This window comes from Burkholderia sp. F1, from assembly GCF_050813845.1.
Lineage (GTDB): Bacteria > Pseudomonadota > Gammaproteobacteria > Burkholderiales > Burkholderiaceae > Burkholderia > Burkholderia ubonensis.
This window is the reverse complement of the sequence record NZ_CP172422.1, coordinates 499,213-516,149: the sequence shown is the minus strand read 5'-3', so window position 1 is coordinate 516,149 and position 16,937 is coordinate 499,213. Positions and strand designations below refer to the sequence as shown.

Genomic DNA, 16,937 nt, shown 5'->3' with positions numbered 1-16,937 from the left:
GGCTCCGTAGCCATGGAGCCGCGATGATGTTGATCGGACGAATCGGCACTTTCGGACCTGTGGCGCCGCACGCCCCGCGCCAGCGCCGCGCTCAACGCATCCACCGGCGTCCCGCGAAGCCCCGACCGGTCATCGCGCGGATGCCACACGCAGAGATCCACCTTCAACTGCGGCAGGTCGGCCTGCAACTGCTGCAGCAAGTCGAGAAGGTCGTCGGTAACTGGGCGGGGCGGTGGAATACGTGGAGTGCGGAAGCGCTCGGGTTGAATGGGGATACGTCGTTTGCCGACGTGATCCGCAGTTATCTCGAGGACGAGCGGCGCTGATTCAGCATTCGCACTGCGCGATAAAACCCTCGCATGCCGAACGGTTGCGAGGGTTTCTTATTGGTTCATCAAGCGTTTTCGGGGAACGAGACACGGAACGGGCGCTGCAACCGCAGCGTGCAGTCAGCATGTCCGGCGGCCTTTATTTGATTACCTTGCGCCAAAACACCAGGTACGCGGCCGACGAGGACGCGACAAGCAAAATTGCCCACATCGGAGCCAGACTGATCAAAACGGAGGTGACGTTTAACATTTGGAGTCCTCAAGAACGTGATAATGATTTTCAACACAGACCTGCTTCACTCGGAATCGCCAACCTGGCCAGGCATTGCCTCCCGCTTGAACATGAGTACATCGTAAATCTACAAACAGCAGCGTACCTGTGGTTTCCTGTCGCACCGCCAATACGTCAAACGGGGGGCGAACACAGCACACGCCCCCGTTACCACACACGGGCTTCACGCCGTGAAGCGCTCGCTCGCGAACTGCGCGTCGGGCACACCAGCCGCAACAGCAGCAGCCTGAACGCCCCGCACGAGCGCCGGCGGCCCGCAGACGTAGATGTCCGGCCGCACCCCGGCACCCGCCAGCGCTGCGCTCAACGCATCCACCGGCGTCCCGCGAAACCCCGCCCAGTCATCGCGCGGATGCCACACGCAGAGATCCACCTTCAACTGCGGCAGGTCAGCCTGCAACTGCTGCAGCGCGTCGAGCATGAACAGTTCGCTTTGCCGGTTCACGCCGAAGAACAGCCTTGCGTCGATCATCTCCTGGTACTCGGCCATCCGGCGCAGCATCGACAGGATCGGCGCGAGCCCCGTGCCGCCCGCGACGAACCAGCGTGGCCGCAGGCTCTCCGCGAACAGGCCGAAGCCGCCCATCGGCGCGCGCACGGTCAGCGGATCGCCTGGCTGCGCGCGATCGCGCAGGTAGGTCGAGAACCATCCGTCCGGCCGCAGGCGGATCAGGAACTCGAGGCGGCCTTCCCAGTTGCTCGTGTTGGCGAGCGAATACGGCCGGCGCACGCCGCTGCCCGGCACCTCCAGCTCCGCGAACTGGCCAGCCTCGAACTCCACGGCCGAGCCGTTCGCGTCGTCGGGCTCGACCTGCAGCTCGACGCGCATCGTCTGGTCCGCGATCGTGTCGAGCGCCGCGATCCGCGCGATGCGCACCGGCACCGGCTGCAGCAGCACCTTCGCGTGGTCGTACGGCGCGACGACGCGCAAGTCGCTGCGCGGCGTCGTCCGGCACAGCAGGATCGCGCGCGGCTGGCCGGCCGGCAGCGCGTCGAGGCTGTGCTCTCGCAAGTCGTAGTCGCCGTCGGCGACCGTGGCATGACACGCGCCGCAACTGCCGCGCCGGCATTGCGACGGCAGCGTGATGCCGGCCTCCGCGGCCGCCGTGAGCAGATCCTGCCCGTCCTCGCAGGCGAAGCCGAACGGCTGGCCGTCGCGCGTCGTGATCTCGATCTGATAGGTCATCGGAAGGATTCCTTCACGACGCGCGTCAAGCGGCCTTGCGCGACAGCGACGCGGCGAGATCGGCGCCGGCCTCCCCGATCGGCTGGATGCCGAACTGCTCCACCAGCACGTCGAGCACGCCCGGCGTGAGGAACGCCGGCAACGTCGGCCCGAGCCGGATGTTGCGCAGGCCGAGCGCGAGCAGCGTCAGCAGCACGGCCGCCGCCTTCTGCTCGAACCACGAGATCACCAGCGACAGCGGCAAGTCGTTCACGCCGCACTCGAACGCATCGGCAAGCGCGGTCGCGATGCGGATCGCCGAGTAGCTGTCGTTGCACTGCCCGATGTCGAGCAGGCGCGGAATGCCGCCGATGTCGCCGAATGCATGCCGGTTGAAGCGGTACTTGTTGCAGCCGAGCGTCATCACGACCGTATCGTCGGGCGCCTGCTCGGCGAATTCCGTGTAGTAGTTGCGGCCCGGCGCAGCGCCGTCGCAGCCGCCGATCAGGAAGAAGTGGCGAATCTGGCCGGCCTTGACCGCGTCGATCACCTTGTCCGCGACGCCGAGCACCGCGTGACGGCCGAAGCCGACCGTGATGGTCTCTTCCGGCGGCGTCGCCGGGAAGCCCGGCAACGCCCGCGCCGCCTGGATCAGCGTCGAGAAATCGTGGTGCTCGAGATGGCGCACGCCCGGCCAGCCCACCGGCCCCGTCGTGAAAATGCGCTGCCGGTACTGCGGCAACGGCTCGATGATGCAGTTGGACGTCATCAGGATCGGGCCGGGGAAATGCGCGAAGTCGCTCTGCTGGTCCTGCCACGCGCCGCCATAGTTGCCGGCCAGATGCGGGAACGCCTTGAGCGTCGGGTACGCATGGGCCGGCAGCATTTCGCCGTGCGTGTAGACCTGGATGCCGGTTCCCGCGGTCTGCTCGAGCAGCGCATGCAGGTCGCCGAGATCATGGCCGGACACCAGGATCGCCTTGCCCGCCACCGGCGTCACGCGCACCGAGGTGGGTTGCTGCGCGCCGAAGCGGCCGGTGTTCGCGCTGTCGAGCAGCTCCATCACCTTCAGGTTCAGCTGGCCCAGTTCGAGCGCCTTCGCCAGCAGCGCGCCGACGTCGGCCGGATCATGCGCGAGGAAATCGAGCGCCGCCTCCACGCCCGCGTAAACCTCGTCGCTCTCGTAGCCGAGCACCCGCGCATGATGCGCATACGCGCACACGCCCTTCAGGCCGTAGACCACCAGCGCACGCAGGCCGATGACGTCCGGGCCGACCTTGTCGGCGCCCGCTTCGATGCCGACGTTCGCTGCCTGCTCCAGCATGCCGGCCAGCTCCGCCGCCGGCTGCCACGTTGCCGGCCCCGACAGCGTCGGCAAGGCTGTGCCCGTGTCCCGCGCAACCGCCTCGCACACGCCCTTCACCCGATCGCGGATCTGCGCGGCCTCGCGCAGCAGCGTAACGAAGCGCGCCGCATGAAAGTTCACGTTGGTCAGCGTCGTGAACATCGCGTACAGCACGAACCGGTCGGCCTCGCGGTCGGGCTCGCCCATGCCGCGCGCCAGCGCGCCGTACTGCGCGATGCCCTTCACCGCATGGACCAGCAGGTCCTGCAGGTCGGCCGTCGTCGCGTCCTTGCCGCAGTTCCCCTTCGCCGACGCACAGCCGGGCCGCGCACCGGTCCGGTCAGTCTGTTCGCATTGGTAGCAAAACACGGTTTTCTCCTTGTTGATCGTGGGGCGCGGGTCGGCGCAGGCGGCGGCGGAACACCCGTTCCGCTCGGCCAGGCATCTCGCCCGCTTCAAGATGCTTTTCTTGTGCATCTTTTTAATGATGTTCCGTCCGCCGTTTCCATACCCTGATGCCGATCAAGAAACGAGGTTCTGCGTCAACCGGTCTCGGCGGGCGCGTCCGGACATTCGATGCCCCAGTCGCCGTACTGATACCAGTCGTCGCCGAGCAGCTCGGCGGGATGCTGGGTACGGCTGGAGCCGTTGCCGCAACGCATCGACTGGGTCGGGCAGTAGTTGTCGCAGCCCCAGCAAATTCTTTCCGGGTGAACGGGATGCAGCGGAAATTTCTTGGCCATGATTCGACGTCGCCTCTGCGGGTACGACATCGACTCTAGTGCCCGCGCGACGGCCGGCGCTGCGACATTCTTTCGCACCGCCGCCGACGCGAGGCCGATTGAACAGGCATTCCATGACCGATCGGCCGCTTCTTGATTCCCGTCAGGAAAATGCCCTGGCCGACCGGGATACGATGAATCGTCGCGCAAAACAATAACTTCCCACACGCAATGAAATCATCGACAAGCAGTCGGATCCGGACCTTCCTGAAAGCGGCCGCCTCAATCGCCGCGCTGTTGCACCCGCTGTTGCACCTCATCCCGGCCACGGCGTCGGCCGCCCAGCAGGCCGGCGATGCCGAGCTGCTGAACAAGGGCGCGTATGTCGCGCGCATCGCCGACTGCGTCGCGTGCCATACCGCGCCGAACGGCCAGCCGCTCGCGGGCGGCCTGTCGATGCCCACGCCGTTCGGCGCCGTCCATTCGACCAACATCACGCCCGACGACGCGACCGGCATCGGCCGCTATACGTTCGAGCAATTCGACCGGGCGATGCGCAAGGGCGTCGCGGCCGACGGCCATCACCTGTATCCGGCGATGCCCTACCCGTCCTTCGCGAAGTTCAGCGACGACGACATGCGCGCCCTCTTCGCATACCTGAAACAGGGCGTCGCGCCGGTCAGGCAGGAGAACAGGCCGCTCGGCATCAAATGGCCGTTCAACCAGCGCTGGGGGCTGGCGCTGTGGAGTGCGCTGTTCGTCGACGACACGCCCTATCGGCCCAACCCGGCCAGGGACGCGACGTGGAATCGCGGCGCCTACCTGACCCAGGGCCCGGGGCATTGCGGCGCCTGTCATACGCCGCGCGGCCTCGCGTTCCAGGAAAAGGCCATGTCCGAGTCGGGCGGCAACGGGCCGCTCTATCTCTCCGGCGCGACGGTCGAGTCGTGGCGGGCCGTCAATCTGCGCGCGCTGTGGCCCGTCGAGGATTTCGTCACGTTCCTCAAGACCGGCAGGAATCGCTATGCGATCGCCAGCGGCGGCATGACGGATGTCGTTCACCACAGTACGCAGTACATCAGCGACGCGGACCTCACCGCCGTGGGCGTCTATCTGCAATCGCTGCCGAACCTGACGGTCGACCGGCAGACCGCCGAAGCGCCGACGCGCGGCGACGCGGCGGGCGGCGTGCCCGACGCGTTGTATGCGTCGAAGGGCGGTCTCGGCTATGCGCAGTTCTGCATCGGCTGCCATCAGGCCGACGGCGGCGGGTTCTCGCCGGTGTTTCCGCCGTTGTCCCGCAATCCCGCCGTGCTGTCGAAGGATCCGGCTTCGCTGATTCACGTCGTCCTGACCGGGTGGACGTCGCCGCGAACCGGCGCCCATCCGCGCGTCTACACGATGCCGGCGTTCAACCTGCTCTCCAACCAGGAGCTGGCCGAGATCCTGACGTTCGTCCGTTCCGCGTGGGGCGGCCGCAACGATCCGATCCTGGCGTCGGACGTCGCGAGGATGCGCCGGACGCTGGCCATCGGCAACGGCGATGCGTCCTCGTTCCCAACCCCGCGCTTCGCGACGCTGCCCGACCAGCCGAATGCCGCGCAACTGATCAGGGGGATGCGCCTGAATCTCGACACGAAGGCGCTGCTGCCGGGGAACGTCGGCGCGTCGCTCAACTGCGCGAGCTGCCACCTGAACAGCGGCACCGTCGCGCTCGCGTCGCCGTACCTCGGCCTGTCCGGGCAGTTCCCGAGCTATGCGCCGCGAGCCGGCAAGGTGCTGTCGCTGGCGGACCGCATCAACGGCTGCTTCCGGCGGTCGATGAACGGCACGCCGCTGCCGGTCGATTCGGACGACATGAAGGCGATGGTCGCGTACTTCGACTGGATGCAGAACGGCGCGCACCCGAAGGACAAGCTTCCGGGGCGCGGGGTCGGCAAGATCGACACCGCGCTGAAGCCTGACCTGACGCACGGCAAGGCGGTGTACGCCGCGCAATGTGCGTCCTGCCACGGCGCGGACGGCGCCGGCACGCGGCGCGCCGACGGCACGCCGATCTATCCGCCGCTGTGGGGCGACCAGTCGTTCAACATCGGGGCCGGCATGGCGCGCCTTTACACCGCCGCGGCGTTCGTGAAGCACAACATGTCGATCGGCTCGCACAATCGCTTCCCGCTCGGGCAAGGCGGCTTGAGCGATCAGGACGCGGTCGACGTTGCCGCGTGGTTCACGACGCAGCCGCGCCCGGATTTCCCGGACAAGATCCACGACTGGCCGAAGGGCGGCAAGCCCAAGGATGCGCGATATTGACCGGTGTGGACGGCGGCGGGCCGGAGGGCGCTTAATTGCTTCCGTCACCTTTTCGTCAGCGGGTGTAACCTGACGTAATCCAACCCGGGGGAGGGTTCAGGCAGACTGTCCGCAGTCCATCGCCCCGTCTGCCGCCCGATCGACCATGCCCGCCTACGAGTACGCTGCCGGCCTGCTCCGCACGCTCTACGACCGCCACATCGACGGCGGCGCGGTGCTCGACGCGGCCGCCTTTCCGGACGCCGAGCGCTTCGTCCGCGCGTGGCCGGCCATCCGCGCGGAAGCGCTCGCGGTCGCGCGCGACCTGCCGCGCATCCCGCGCTTTCACGAGATCATGCGCGAACAGCGCGACATCTCCGCGAACGACGCGCGCGACTGGCGGATGTTCATCATGCAGGCATACGGGCAGCCGTTTCCGCGCAACCTGTCGCGCTGCCCGACGGTCGCGTCGCTGGTCGCCGCGTCGCCGGACGTGCTGTCCGCGTCGCTGTCGTTCCTCGCGCCGGGCAAGCACATCCCGCCGCATCGCGGCCCGTTTCGCGGCATCCTGCGCGGCTATCTCGTGCTGTCGATGCCCAGGCGCGCGGACGGCTCGCCCGCCGCGGTGCTGAAGATCGATGGCCGCGAATACCGGCTCGAAGAAGGCCGCTTCCTGCTGTGGGACGACACGTTCGAGCACGAGGTGTGGAACGACAGCGGCGAAGTGCGGATCGTGCTGCTGCTCGACATCCGCCGGCGCGGGATGCCGCGCGCGCTGACGTGGCTGTCGAATGCGGTGATCGGCGTCGTGCGGCTGGGGATCCGAATCCGGGGCCGATCGATTCCGGTCTAGCGGCGGCAACACGCATCGGTGCTTCGCGCGCCATGTGCCGGCGAACCGCCTCGCGTCATCCGCCCGATCGCTGTGCGCGTCTGCGCGAGCTCGTCGTCCAGCCAGTCGAGAAACCGCCTGACCTGCGGCTGCCGCTCGCGCCCCGGCCGGCACAGCGCGACATAGCGCGTGCCCGCGAGCCGCACCGACGGCTCGATCGGCGTTAGCGCGCCCCGTTCGACGTGCTCGGCCACCAGCACCGAACTGGCGAGCACGACACCCTGCCCGTGCAGCACGGCCTGCAACGCGTAGTGTTCGTCGTCGTAATGCCGGAACACCGCGCGCTGCAGCCACTCGGTCCTGCCGGCCGCCCGACACCACGAAGGCCAGTCGACCGGCAGCGGCACGGCGCTCTCCCAAGCGATCTCGATCAGGTCCAGCCGCCCGTCGGGGCGGTTCGCGTCGAAGCCGGGCGCCGCATACGCGCCGAAGTACTCGTCGATCAGTTCGTGCTGGAACAGCGCCGGGAAGTCGCGCGCGGTCGCGCGGATCGCGAGGTCCACGCGCGCGTCGCGTTCGAGATCGATGAGCGCGTTGCCGGTTTCGACCTTGATGTGCAGGGGCGGATCGGCCTGCTGGAAGCGGCCGAGACGCGGAATCAGCCACATCGACGCAAACGCAGGTGTCGTGGTCAGCACGAGCGTGCGCTCGGCCGGCTCGGGCCGCACCGCGTCGAGCCCGCGGCTCAGCGCGAGCAGCGCGTCGTGGCACGCGCGGAACAGGCGCTCGCCGTCGCCGGTCAGCCGCACGCCGCCCGGGTCGCGCTCGAACAGCAGCACGCCGAGCCGGCTTTCCAGCGACTTGATCTGGTGCGACACCGCGGCGGGCGTCACCGACAGCTCCTGCGCGGCGGCCTTGAACGTGCCGAGGCGCGCCGACGATTCGAATACACGCAACGCGGTCAGGGGAATTTTCGAGAACACGGGCTGGGCAAGCCGGACGCGATCCGGGTTGAGTTCGATTCAATCCGGTTGAGATTAGGTGAATTGAACCCGGCGCGCAACGCGCCTAGTCTGGCGAGGCGTCGCGGCATCGCGCCGCGCCACCTTTTCGTCGGAACGGAGACGCACCGTGCAAGGCCTACCCCGCAAGATCACGCAGGCAATCCTCTACGAGGCGATCGCGATCGCCTGCATCTCGCCCGCGATTGCCGCGCTCTTCGGGGAAGGTCTCGTTTACTCGGGTGCGCTGTCGGCAACGATGTCCGCAATCGCGCTGCTGTGGAACATGGTCTACAACACGCTGTTCGAGCGGTGGGAAGCGACGCGCGTGCAGCGCGCCCGGACGCTCGGGCGCCGCGTCATCCATGCGTGCGGATTCGAAGGCGGACTGATCTTCATCCTGGTGCCGGTCGTCGCGTGGTGGCTCGACATCTCGTGGCTCGACGCCTTCCTCGTCGACCTTGGGTTGTTCGCGTTCTTCTTCTGCTATGCGTTCGTGTTCCAGTGGGCGTTCGACCGCGTGTTCGACGTGCCGGCGGCGACGAAGCAGCCGTGAGACGAGCACGGTTGTGCGCGGGCTTGCCTTGCGTGCTCGTATATGGTCATAAATCGGGTTGCAGTGGCTTACCGCCAAGACTATTCGCCGGTACAACACTTGTTCGGGCAATCCGGTTCGAATGAAATCTCGACACGCCGTCCATTATCAACGTCTCGATGCGTATAGACACGCACACTCGTTTTCACATTTCCACGTAGAAACCTGAACTGCTCAAGCAGTGCCTTTCCCGCCTCCAGACGCAACTTGGCGAGCTCCTGTGGAAGACGCTCGTCTTCTTCGGCGTGGCCGCTGACCAGCGTCACTTCCTTGGTCTTATGATTGGCGTAAGCAATATTTTTATCAATCACCCAATTCGCAAGCCGAATGATTTCCTCACTTGGTACGCCTGCACTATTTCTCGAAAAATAAATATCAAAATTCTCACTCGCAGTGCACGCAAACGAGGAGCCAGAACCAAGGAGGCACAGGATAGAAATTATCTTATTCATTATAGATAACATACCCAGATATACTATCTACGTTATTAATAGCAAGATCGGGATCTTCCGATCCGAAATTTACACACTCGTCCATATAGTATCGATGATCCTTCGCGCCCATGGTGTCATGAAAATGACTGACCTCATGAATCAACGTCGAAACAATCGAATCCTTTTCCCACGAAAAATCGCGCATTGTACAAAAATCCGGATGGATTGCAATCGTATGAGTCTCAGTATCGGGGGCACAAACAGATGCCACAACGCCTGATTTGTTGGGATTTGGAACGCAACCAATGTAGGCGTATCGCTCACTGTCCCAGCGGGTGAAGTTGAATCCCGTCAACTCCTTCAACACACCAGCAATCGCAGTTAGACCATGAATCAACTTGATTCGCGTAGCTTCGTCACTTCTACCAAACTACTGCTGCACTCGGTTCTTATCACGAGCACACCATCGACGCAAATCTTCGAGTCTTATTTCGACAAGCGAGACAGCTTTATCTCGCATTTTCAGAACCATCGCCCTGAATTCCATATTCGTCATATTTTCTCATATCCGTTCAGCATTAATCCCCACACTCACCACCGAACCTGGATTTGTATTAGTCACAGCACCAGAATGAACAAGAAACCATTCCCTACCATCGTTGACATCAATTTTTTCATCTATCCAATTCCTCGGCGTTACAAACCCTCAAAGGCATAACCGCGCCAACAAGGCCGCATCGCCAATTCACTACATCGCCATTTTTAGCGCGAAATCACCAATAGCTGCACGACCCGAACAATTACGTTTCCGGCGATATCTCGATTTGTAGCGTTTCCGCACTGCTTGTCGCCACACGTTGTGTGTGACCTGATGAGTCTGTGACGCCGCTGAAAATTCGCCCCGACGCAGTCCGTATGCGATATCGGATGCCGGATAATGGTTGCCCCCTATCGGCATCACTCAGGAAATATCGTTCGCCGTATTCGACGCTATTTGCCGACGCCGAACGGAACTCGCTTTTCCTTTGGCCCGTCAGCCCCGCAGCCTGCTCGGTCGTGAAGGACATGCTCATGCCACGTTCGGCATAGAAGACCGGCGACGGATTGCAGCCACAAACGTTGATGTCGCCGCTCAGCGCCCAAGGTTTGCCATTTGGGCCTGTACCGGGCCGGCGCGGCCCCTTTGGCGCGATGAACCCTTCCTGTTTGCAGGCCGTGCAGTAGGTTTTCATGTAGAGCGTCGCAATATGCACGCGCGGCGGCGGATTGGAACAAGTGACGTGCTCCAATCCTTCCGTGATCGTCGCGCTGCCGCCCCGATCGCCCCTCGCAAGGAAATAGCGGATCATGAGCCCTCCCCTTGGCGCACAACAGTCGAACGCTTCACCACCGTAAAGGTGCAGGCGGATACAAGACCTTCGCGCTCCGGGCTGTCGGTAACGGTGTCGCCGTTGTCCAACTCGCTACCGACGAAAGCCAGTGGCTCGAAGTCTCCGTTATCCGCCAGCCCAAGGCCGCTTACGATTCGTGCGGTTGAGCCGTCTGCATAGTGAACCTGATTACCCACGACGCCAGCCTTGCCGAACCGAATACCTGTATCCCACTTGCCGGTAGCCTCGCGTAGTACGCCACCGCGCGCAGTCGTTGCCCCTCGTACCGCCAGCCGATATCGTGGCGGCGAAGGTGGCGGCACATAAGTCGCGTCGAACAATCCCTCGACTGCTTCGGCTGCCTGAACAGGAATTCCCCATAACTGCTGAAGCGTTTCGACGATACGGTCGCCGTTGGTCAATCGGCTGCCCACTAGTGCAAACGGCTTGTTGCCGGAAACCGCGCAATTGCCCGCACCGTCCGTAATGACGGCCTCGCTGCCATCGTCGTAGGTCACGACATCGCCAACGCGGGCAACGGCAAGCCCGGCGATAGCCAGGCTACCGGTTGCCTTGGTCACTCGACCGCCGCGTTCTGTGAGTGCGCCGATGGTGGCGAAAAGGTACGTCGGTGCCGTCTGCTCGTTCTTCATCCGGATTTCCTTTCTCGACGAATTGATGAGGATTGCTCCGCACAAAATTTGCGCGAACGAGAAAGAAGAATCAATCTGACGGATACGAAATTCGCAACACTCGTTTTCAATGACCTTTTCAGCCGGCATGCGATCCTGGTCTTACGCGTGAGCTGCGAGATGCTAGCGGCCGTAGAGTCTTTGTCCGGCAACGTCGTGGTCGCGCCTAAAAGGAAGCGAAACGTTCAGGACGATGCAGGATTCCGACTACCGAACCAGCGTGCGCAATTTGCGAATGAAAATCGCGCCAAGATCCCCAAAAAAAGCAAAACGGCCTTCCCGCCTCGAGCGAGAAGGCCGTCCCCCCGTGCGCGCGTCGACCGCGCGCACAGCGCGTTACGTCAGTGAATCCCGAGATACGCCTTCACCGCCGGCAGCCCAGGCTTCCCGTCGATCGTCGTCACCCCCGCGAGCCACTTGTCGAGCGACTGCGGGTTCGCCTTCAGCCATGCGGCCGCGGCCTTGTTCGGCTCCTCCTTGTTCATGATCGGCACCATCACGTGGTTCTCGATCGTCGTCGTGAATTGCAGGTTCGACACGAACTTCGCGACGTTCGGGCAGCGCTGCGCATAGTCGGGCGGCGTCGCCGTCAGCACCTTCGCCTCGCCGTAGTTCGGGCCGAACACGTCGTCGCCGCCGGTCAGGTAGTCGATCTTCATCTGCACGTTCATCGGATGCGGCTCCCAGCCGAGGAACACGATCCACTGCTTGTCGCGGATCGCGCGGTTCACCTCGACCAGCATCCCCGCCTCGCTCGACTCGACCAGCTTGAACTTGCCGAGCCCGAACTGGTTGCCGTCGATCATCTTCTTGATCAGCGCGTTGCCGTCGTTGCCGGGCTCGATCCCGTAGACCTTGCCGTTCAGCTTGTCCGCGAACTTCTGGATGTCCGCGAACGATTTCAGCCCGCCCTGGTACACGTAGTCGGGCACCGCGAGCGTGTATTTCGCGCCGGTCAGGTTCGGCGTCGCGAGCACCTTGATCGTGCCGGCCTTCGTGAACGGCTGGATGATCGGGTCCATCGTCGGCGACCAGTAGCCGAGGAACACGTCGATCTGCTTGCTCTTGATCCCCGCGAACGTGATCGGCACCGACGCGATCGTCTTCGTCGGCGTGTAGCCGAGGCCCTGCAGCATCGTCGATGCGAGGCCGGTCGTCGCCGCGATGTCGGACCAGCCGACGTCCGCGAAACGCACGGTCTTGCATACCGGCGGATCGGCCGCATACACGGCCGTTGCCGGCGCGGCTGCGATTCCGACGCCACATGCCGCTGCGATCAGTAGTCGCTTCATCTTTCCTCTCCTCAAAGTGTTGTCGTTCGCATTGAATTCGGGATCGTCGATGGAAGCCGTGCGCCGCGATCCCGGCGGCACACGGGCCGTATGGTTCAGCGCCGTTCAGCGTCCCGGCAGCCGCCGCTCGACACTCGGCGCATGCCCGAACTGCGCGCGGTACGCCTTGCTGAAATGGCACGGCGAATGGAACCCGCAGACCGTCGTCACGCGCGCGATCGATGCATCGGTCGTGCGCAGCAGGTCGCGCGCGCGCTTCAGGCGCAGCGTCAGGTAGTAGTGGGTCGGCGATACGTTCAGGTAGACCTTGAACATCCGCTGCAGATGCCGCTGCGACAGCCGCACGAGCCGCGCGAGCTCGTCGAGCGACAGCGGCTCCTCGATGTTCGCCTCCATCAGCCGCACGACCTCGATCAGCTCGGCGCGCGAGAAGCCGACGCGCGCGTCGACCGGAATCGGCTGCGGATCGGTCGCGCTGCGGATGCGCTCGAGGATGAACTGCTCGGACACCTGCGCGGCGAGCTGCTGCCCGAAGCGCGCGCCGACGAGGTTCAGCATCAGGTCGAGCGGCGCGGTGCCGCCGGTGCAGGTCAGGCGGTCGCGGTCGACGACGAACAGCTCGTCGGCGAAACGCACCTGCGGGAACTCCGCATGCAGCGACGACAGGTTTTCCCAATGGACGGTGCAGCGGTAGCCGTCGAGCAGCCCGCTCGACATCAGCGCGTACGCGCCGGTGCAGATGCCGCCGAGCGGCAGGCCGCGCTCGGCGAGCCATGCGAGCGTATCGCGCGCGTCCTCGTCGACCACGTCGCGGATGCGGATGCCGCCGCAGACGATCATCACGTCGGGCAGCTGCTGCGGATCGAGCGCCTGCGTCGGCCGCACCGCGATGCCGTTGCTCGCGTGCACCGGCGCACCGTCGAGCGAATAGATCGACCACCGGTAGTGATCGGCGCGCCCGACGTAGTTCGCCATGCGCAGGACTTCGACCGCGCTCGAGAACGCGATCATCGAGAAATTCGGCAGCGTCAGAAAGCCGAAATGCGCGAGGGACGAAACCGGTGAAACGCAGGCGGCGGGCGCAAAGGCGGCAGCGGCGGCGGCGGACGTCACATCGCTCTCCTAACGGGCAGGTTGCACGAGATCAGCCCCCGTGGCGCGCGCCACGGCAGCCGATGCGAAACACGGAGAAGGCGGCCGGGAATGTCGAGGACAACGCGCCGGCCGCCGGTCGATCAGGCCTGCGCGGGTGTGGCCTTGACGCGGAACAACTGCTTGAGGCCCGCGAACAGCGGCGCCTTCACGGTGCCGGGCGCGCGGCCGAAGCTCTCGGTGATGCGGTCGAGGATGATCGCGAGCAGCACGACCGACAGGCCGCTTTCGAAGCCCAGGCCGATGTCGAGACGCTGGATGCTGGCGAGCACGTCGTTGCCGAGGCCGCCCGCGCCGACCATCGACGCGATGATCACCATCGACAGCGCCATCATGATCGTCTGGTTCACGCCCTGCATGATCGACGGCAGCGCGTTCGGGAACTGCACCTTGTACAGCAGCTGCCACGGCGTGCAGCCGAACGCCTGGCCGGCTTCGACGATCTCGCGGTTCACGTGGCGGATGCCGAGGCTCGTGAGGCGCACGGCCGGCGGCATCGCGAAGATCACCGTCGACAGGATCCCCGGCACGCGGCCGAGACCGAACAGCATCGCGGCTGGAATCAGGTAGACGAAGGCCGGCATCGTCTGCATCAGGTCGAGGATCGGACGCACGATCGCGGCGACCCACTTGCTCTTCGCGGCCCAGATGCCGAGCGGGATGCCGAGCACGAGGCTGATGATCGTCGACGACAGCGTGAGGCCGAGCGTGATCACGGTCTGGTCCCAGAAGCCCGTCGCGAAAATCAGGAGCAGCGACGCGGTGGTGAACAGCGCGAAACGCCAGCCCACGCGCCACAGTCCGACGCCGATGAAGATCGCCATCATCAGCCACATCGGGATTGCCTGCAGGCTGTGCTCGACGAATGCCGCGAGACCCTCGATCGCTTGACCGATCGCGTCGAACGTCTTCGCGTCGTGGTCGAGCAGGTAGTGAACGGACTGGTCGACCCAACTGCCGAGCGGAATCATTTCAGACATGGGAGCCTCGCGAACGCGTGATGGCCTTCAGGATGAGCGCACGATCGACCGAGCCGCAGTAGCAGCCGTCGTCGTCGACGACGGGCAATGCATTCGGGCTCGCGACCACGCGCGCGACGACATGTTCGAGCGACGCGTCGCGCCGGATGCTCTCGATCGGCCGCACGGACGGCGCGGCCTGACCGATCGCGTCGCGCGTGACGAAGCCGCGGATCTTGCGTTCGGCGTCGAGCACGAACGCGTATTCGGCGCTGCCGTTCAGCGTCGCCGCGACGTTCGCGGCATCGAACTTCGACACGACCGGCACGGCGCCCGTCTGCATCAGGTCGCCGGCAGTCAGGTAGCGGCTCGTGTCGATGCCGTCGAAGAACGCGCGCACGTAGTCGTCGGCCGGGTTCGCGATGATGTCCTGCGGCGTGCCGACCTGCACGAGGCGCCCGCCCTCCATGATCGCGATCCGGTTGCCGATGCGCAGCGCTTCCTCCAGATCGTGCGACACGAACATGATCGTGCGGCGCTGCTCCTTCTGCAGTTGCAGCAGCACATCCTGCATTTCCCTGCGCTTGAGCGGATCGAGCGCGGAGAACGCCTCGTCCATGATCATCAGCGACGGGTTCACGGCGAGCGCGCGCGCGAGGCCGACGCGCTGCTGCATGCCGCCCGACAGCTCCGACGGCAGCTTGTGCGAAAACGGTGCGAGGCCAACCTGCTCGAGCACCTCCATCGCGCGCCGTTCGCGCTCCTTCTTGCCGACGCCCGCGACCTCGAGGCCGAACGCGGCATTCGACACCACGTTGCGATGCGGCATCAGCGCGAACGACTGGAACACCATGCTCATGTCCTTGCGGCGCAGCGCGGTGAGCGCCGAGCGGCGCGCCGACGCGACGTCGAGGCCGTCGATCATCACCTTGCCGGCGCTCGGGTCGACCAGCCGGTTCACGAGGCGGATCAGCGTGGATTTGCCGGAGCCGGACAGGCCCATCAGCACGAAAATCTCGCCTTCCTGCACGTCGAACGACACGTTGTGCACACCGACGACCTGGCCCGTGCGCTTGAGTACTTCGTCCTTCGTCGCACCAGCGGCGAGCATGTCGAGCGCCTGCTGCGGATTGCTTCCAAATACCTTGCACAGACCTTCGACCACGACCTTGGGGGCATCCATCGAAACCTTCTCCTCGTGTAGCGGGGACTCACGCGTGTCACAGCGTGCCTACATAGTTGCCAGAAAAAACCCCGGCCTGCCGACGAATTACGACAAACGCTTGCGCAAATACGACACGGGGGAAAGGCGGCGTCCGGCCGCGCCGGGCGGGTCCGTGCGGCCGGCGCGGCCGGTTTGCGGCGGCGCAAAACGCGTATCGCCCTGACTGGCGGACATCGCGGGTAGAACTTGTGCGGAGCAACGTGCCGCGAATTCGGCGACGGCGGGCGCGAAATCGCATCCGTGGCGCGTCGCTTTCGGACAAATCCGCGTCCGATCGGATCGATTCGGTTCGTGCCGCACCGCGCCGGTGCGTGACGGCGAGACGACAGCCGTGGGGACGCGATTGTCTGAAAAGCGAATGCCCGTGCGGAAACCGGCTCGCCCGCCAACATGCTTCGGGTTCCTTCCGGCCTGGACACGCATCTTTACGACGTCTTTATCCGGCGCGCGCCATTCTTTCGACGCTCGCAATGCGCGACTGCGTACAGTCGACGACATCGGAACAACGATGCGCAGACATGCAGGAAACCAACCCGCCGGGCAAGCGACCGGTCGCGCGCAAGCGCGCGGTTTCGCCACTGAATGCCCTTGTCGTCGCGGCCGCCCTTTCGCTATCGGCCGTCGCATTGCCCGCCAGCGCCGACAACGCGGCGCCTGTCCCGCTCGTCGCTCCGGCCGCCCCCGTCGCCGGCAGTGCGCCGGACGCGCCGTTCATCCCGGCGCTCGACGCGATCGCCGCGACGCTGCGCGACCGTTTTCACGTTGCATACGCCGAGGCGCACACCATCGCGCATGCGGTGCAGACCGAATCGGAGCGTAACGGACTCGCGCCGGCGCTGCTGCTCGCGATCATCGCGGTCGAATCGAGCTTCGACCGCCATGCGGTCAGCGGCGCGGGCGCGCGCGGGCTCATGCAGGTGCTGCCCGCGTCGCACCGCGATCTCGTCGCGCACGTGAAGGACCTGTCCGATCCGGCAACCAACGTGCGGATCGGCGCGGCGATCTTCCGCGGATATCTCGACGATGAAGACGGCGACGTCGAAGCCGCGCTCGTGCGCTACAACGGCGGCACGAAACGCTACGCGCGGCGCGTCGTGCTGCGCGTGCAGCAGTTCGACGCGCAGTTGCGCCGGACGGCCGGCGAGCCGTGAACGGATTGTCCGCGCAACGCGCGGATCAGCTCGACGCCGCCGACATCGGGCATGTTCGTGTCCGCGACGACTTGCGCGCCCGTCACGGCCTC

General features: G+C 65.0%; 15 protein-coding genes and 2 pseudogenes. 5 read left to right on the top strand and 12 right to left on the bottom strand.

Annotated elements, in window-relative coordinates; genetic code table 11:
• Positions 1–194 precede the first annotated feature (194 nt).
• A pseudogene (locus tag ACFIMZ_RS21320) lies at positions 195–326 on the top strand (D-erythronate dehydrogenase); the annotation flags it as partial.
• A 458-nt stretch (positions 327–784) separates the two neighbouring features.
• On the opposite strand, the gene ACFIMZ_RS21315 reads toward ACFIMZ_RS21320, so the two are convergent.
• The 3 genes from ACFIMZ_RS21315 to ACFIMZ_RS21305 all read right to left on the bottom strand — a co-directional run bounded on the left by ACFIMZ_RS21315 (position 785) and on the right by ACFIMZ_RS21305 (position 3,874).
• Entirely contained in the window at positions 785–1,807 is a 1,023-nt protein-coding gene (locus ACFIMZ_RS21315; protein ID WP_431824305.1) for a 2Fe-2S iron-sulfur cluster binding domain-containing protein, read from the bottom strand.
• A gap of 25 nt (positions 1,808–1,832) precedes the next feature.
• Positions 1,833–3,500 carry a hydroxylamine reductase gene (gene hcp / locus ACFIMZ_RS21310; protein ID WP_431824304.1) on the bottom strand — a complete coding sequence of 556 codons (1,668 nt, stop codon included), beginning with the start codon at positions 3,498–3,500 and terminating at the stop codon, positions 1,833–1,835.
• A 173-nt stretch (positions 3,501–3,673) separates the two neighbouring features.
• Positions 3,674–3,874: a DUF3079 domain-containing protein gene (locus ACFIMZ_RS21305; RefSeq protein ID WP_010089345.1), complete on the bottom strand. Its 201-nt coding sequence runs from the start codon at positions 3,872–3,874 to the stop codon at positions 3,674–3,676.
• Positions 3,875–4,084: 210 nt separating this feature from the next.
• Here ACFIMZ_RS21305 and ACFIMZ_RS21300 point away from each other — a divergent pair, with 210 nt between their 5' ends.
• Complete coding sequence (locus ACFIMZ_RS21300; RefSeq protein ID WP_431824303.1) at positions 4,085–6,163, top strand: c-type cytochrome; 2,079 nt, start codon at positions 4,085–4,087, stop codon at positions 6,161–6,163.
• 145 nt (positions 6,164–6,308) lie between these two features.
• The gene (locus tag ACFIMZ_RS21295) at positions 6,309–6,995 is read left to right on the top strand and encodes an aspartyl/asparaginyl beta-hydroxylase domain-containing protein (protein ID WP_431824302.1); all 687 of its coding nucleotides are present in this window, start codon (positions 6,309–6,311) and stop codon (positions 6,993–6,995) included.
• On the opposite strand, the gene ACFIMZ_RS21290 is transcribed toward ACFIMZ_RS21295, so the two are convergent.
• Entirely contained in the window at positions 6,992–7,957 is a 966-nt protein-coding gene (locus tag ACFIMZ_RS21290; protein ID WP_431824301.1) for a LysR substrate-binding domain-containing protein, read from the bottom strand. The two genes, ACFIMZ_RS21295 and ACFIMZ_RS21290, sit on opposite strands and share 4 nt — an antisense overlap.
• A gap of 148 nt (positions 7,958–8,105) precedes the next feature.
• Between ACFIMZ_RS21290 and ACFIMZ_RS21285 the strand changes: the two genes are divergently transcribed.
• Positions 8,106–8,531, top strand: coding sequence for a PACE efflux transporter (locus ACFIMZ_RS21285; protein WP_431824300.1), 426 nt, complete (start codon positions 8,106–8,108; stop codon positions 8,529–8,531).
• 80 nt (positions 8,532–8,611) lie between these two features.
• On the opposite strand, the gene ACFIMZ_RS21280 is transcribed toward ACFIMZ_RS21285, so the two are convergent.
• The 8 genes and pseudogenes from ACFIMZ_RS21280 to ACFIMZ_RS21245 form a co-directional block, all read right to left on the bottom strand.
• Positions 8,612–9,022: a hypothetical protein gene (locus ACFIMZ_RS21280; RefSeq protein ID WP_431824299.1), complete on the bottom strand. Its 411-nt coding sequence runs from the start codon at positions 9,020–9,022 to the stop codon at positions 8,612–8,614.
• Positions 9,015–9,401, bottom strand: coding sequence for a M35 family metallo-endopeptidase (locus ACFIMZ_RS21275; protein WP_431824298.1), 387 nt, complete (start codon positions 9,399–9,401; stop codon positions 9,015–9,017). The genes ACFIMZ_RS21280 and ACFIMZ_RS21275 overlap by 8 nt, the downstream gene beginning before the upstream one ends.
• A 403-nt stretch (positions 9,402–9,804) precedes the next feature.
• Positions 9,805–10,353 carry a hypothetical protein gene (locus ACFIMZ_RS21270; RefSeq protein ID WP_431824297.1) on the bottom strand — a complete coding sequence of 183 codons (549 nt, stop codon included), beginning with the start codon at positions 10,351–10,353 and terminating at the stop codon, positions 9,805–9,807.
• On the bottom strand, positions 10,350–11,156 hold the full coding sequence (locus tag ACFIMZ_RS21265; RefSeq protein ID WP_431824296.1) for a PAAR domain-containing protein: 807 nt from the start codon (positions 11,154–11,156) through the stop codon (positions 10,350–10,352). Before ACFIMZ_RS21265 ends, ACFIMZ_RS21270 begins: the two co-directional genes overlap by 4 nt.
• Positions 11,157–11,407: 251 nt before the next feature.
• Positions 11,408–12,358: a choline ABC transporter substrate-binding protein gene (locus ACFIMZ_RS21260; protein WP_431824295.1), complete on the bottom strand. Its 951-nt coding sequence runs from the start codon at positions 12,356–12,358 to the stop codon at positions 11,408–11,410.
• Positions 12,359–12,463: 105 nt separating this feature from the next.
• Positions 12,464–13,471, bottom strand: coding sequence for a GlxA family transcriptional regulator (locus ACFIMZ_RS21255; protein WP_431824294.1), 1,008 nt, complete (start codon positions 13,469–13,471; stop codon positions 12,464–12,466).
• Positions 13,472–13,593: 122 nt separating this feature from the next.
• A complete protein-coding gene (gene choW, locus ACFIMZ_RS21250) occupies positions 13,594–14,490 on the bottom strand; it encodes a choline ABC transporter permease subunit (RefSeq protein WP_431824293.1) in 897 nt (298 codons plus the stop codon).
• Positions 14,483–15,945, bottom strand: a pseudogene (locus ACFIMZ_RS21245) (quaternary amine ABC transporter ATP-binding protein); the annotation flags it as partial. The gene choW and the pseudogene ACFIMZ_RS21245, both read right to left, overlap by 8 nt.
• 267 nt (positions 15,946–16,212) lie before the next feature.
• On the opposite strand from ACFIMZ_RS21245, the gene ACFIMZ_RS21240 reads away from it, so the two are divergent.
• Entirely contained in the window at positions 16,213–16,845 is a 633-nt protein-coding gene (locus ACFIMZ_RS21240) for a lytic transglycosylase domain-containing protein (RefSeq protein WP_431824292.1), read from the top strand.
• Positions 16,846–16,937 lie beyond the last annotated feature (92 nt).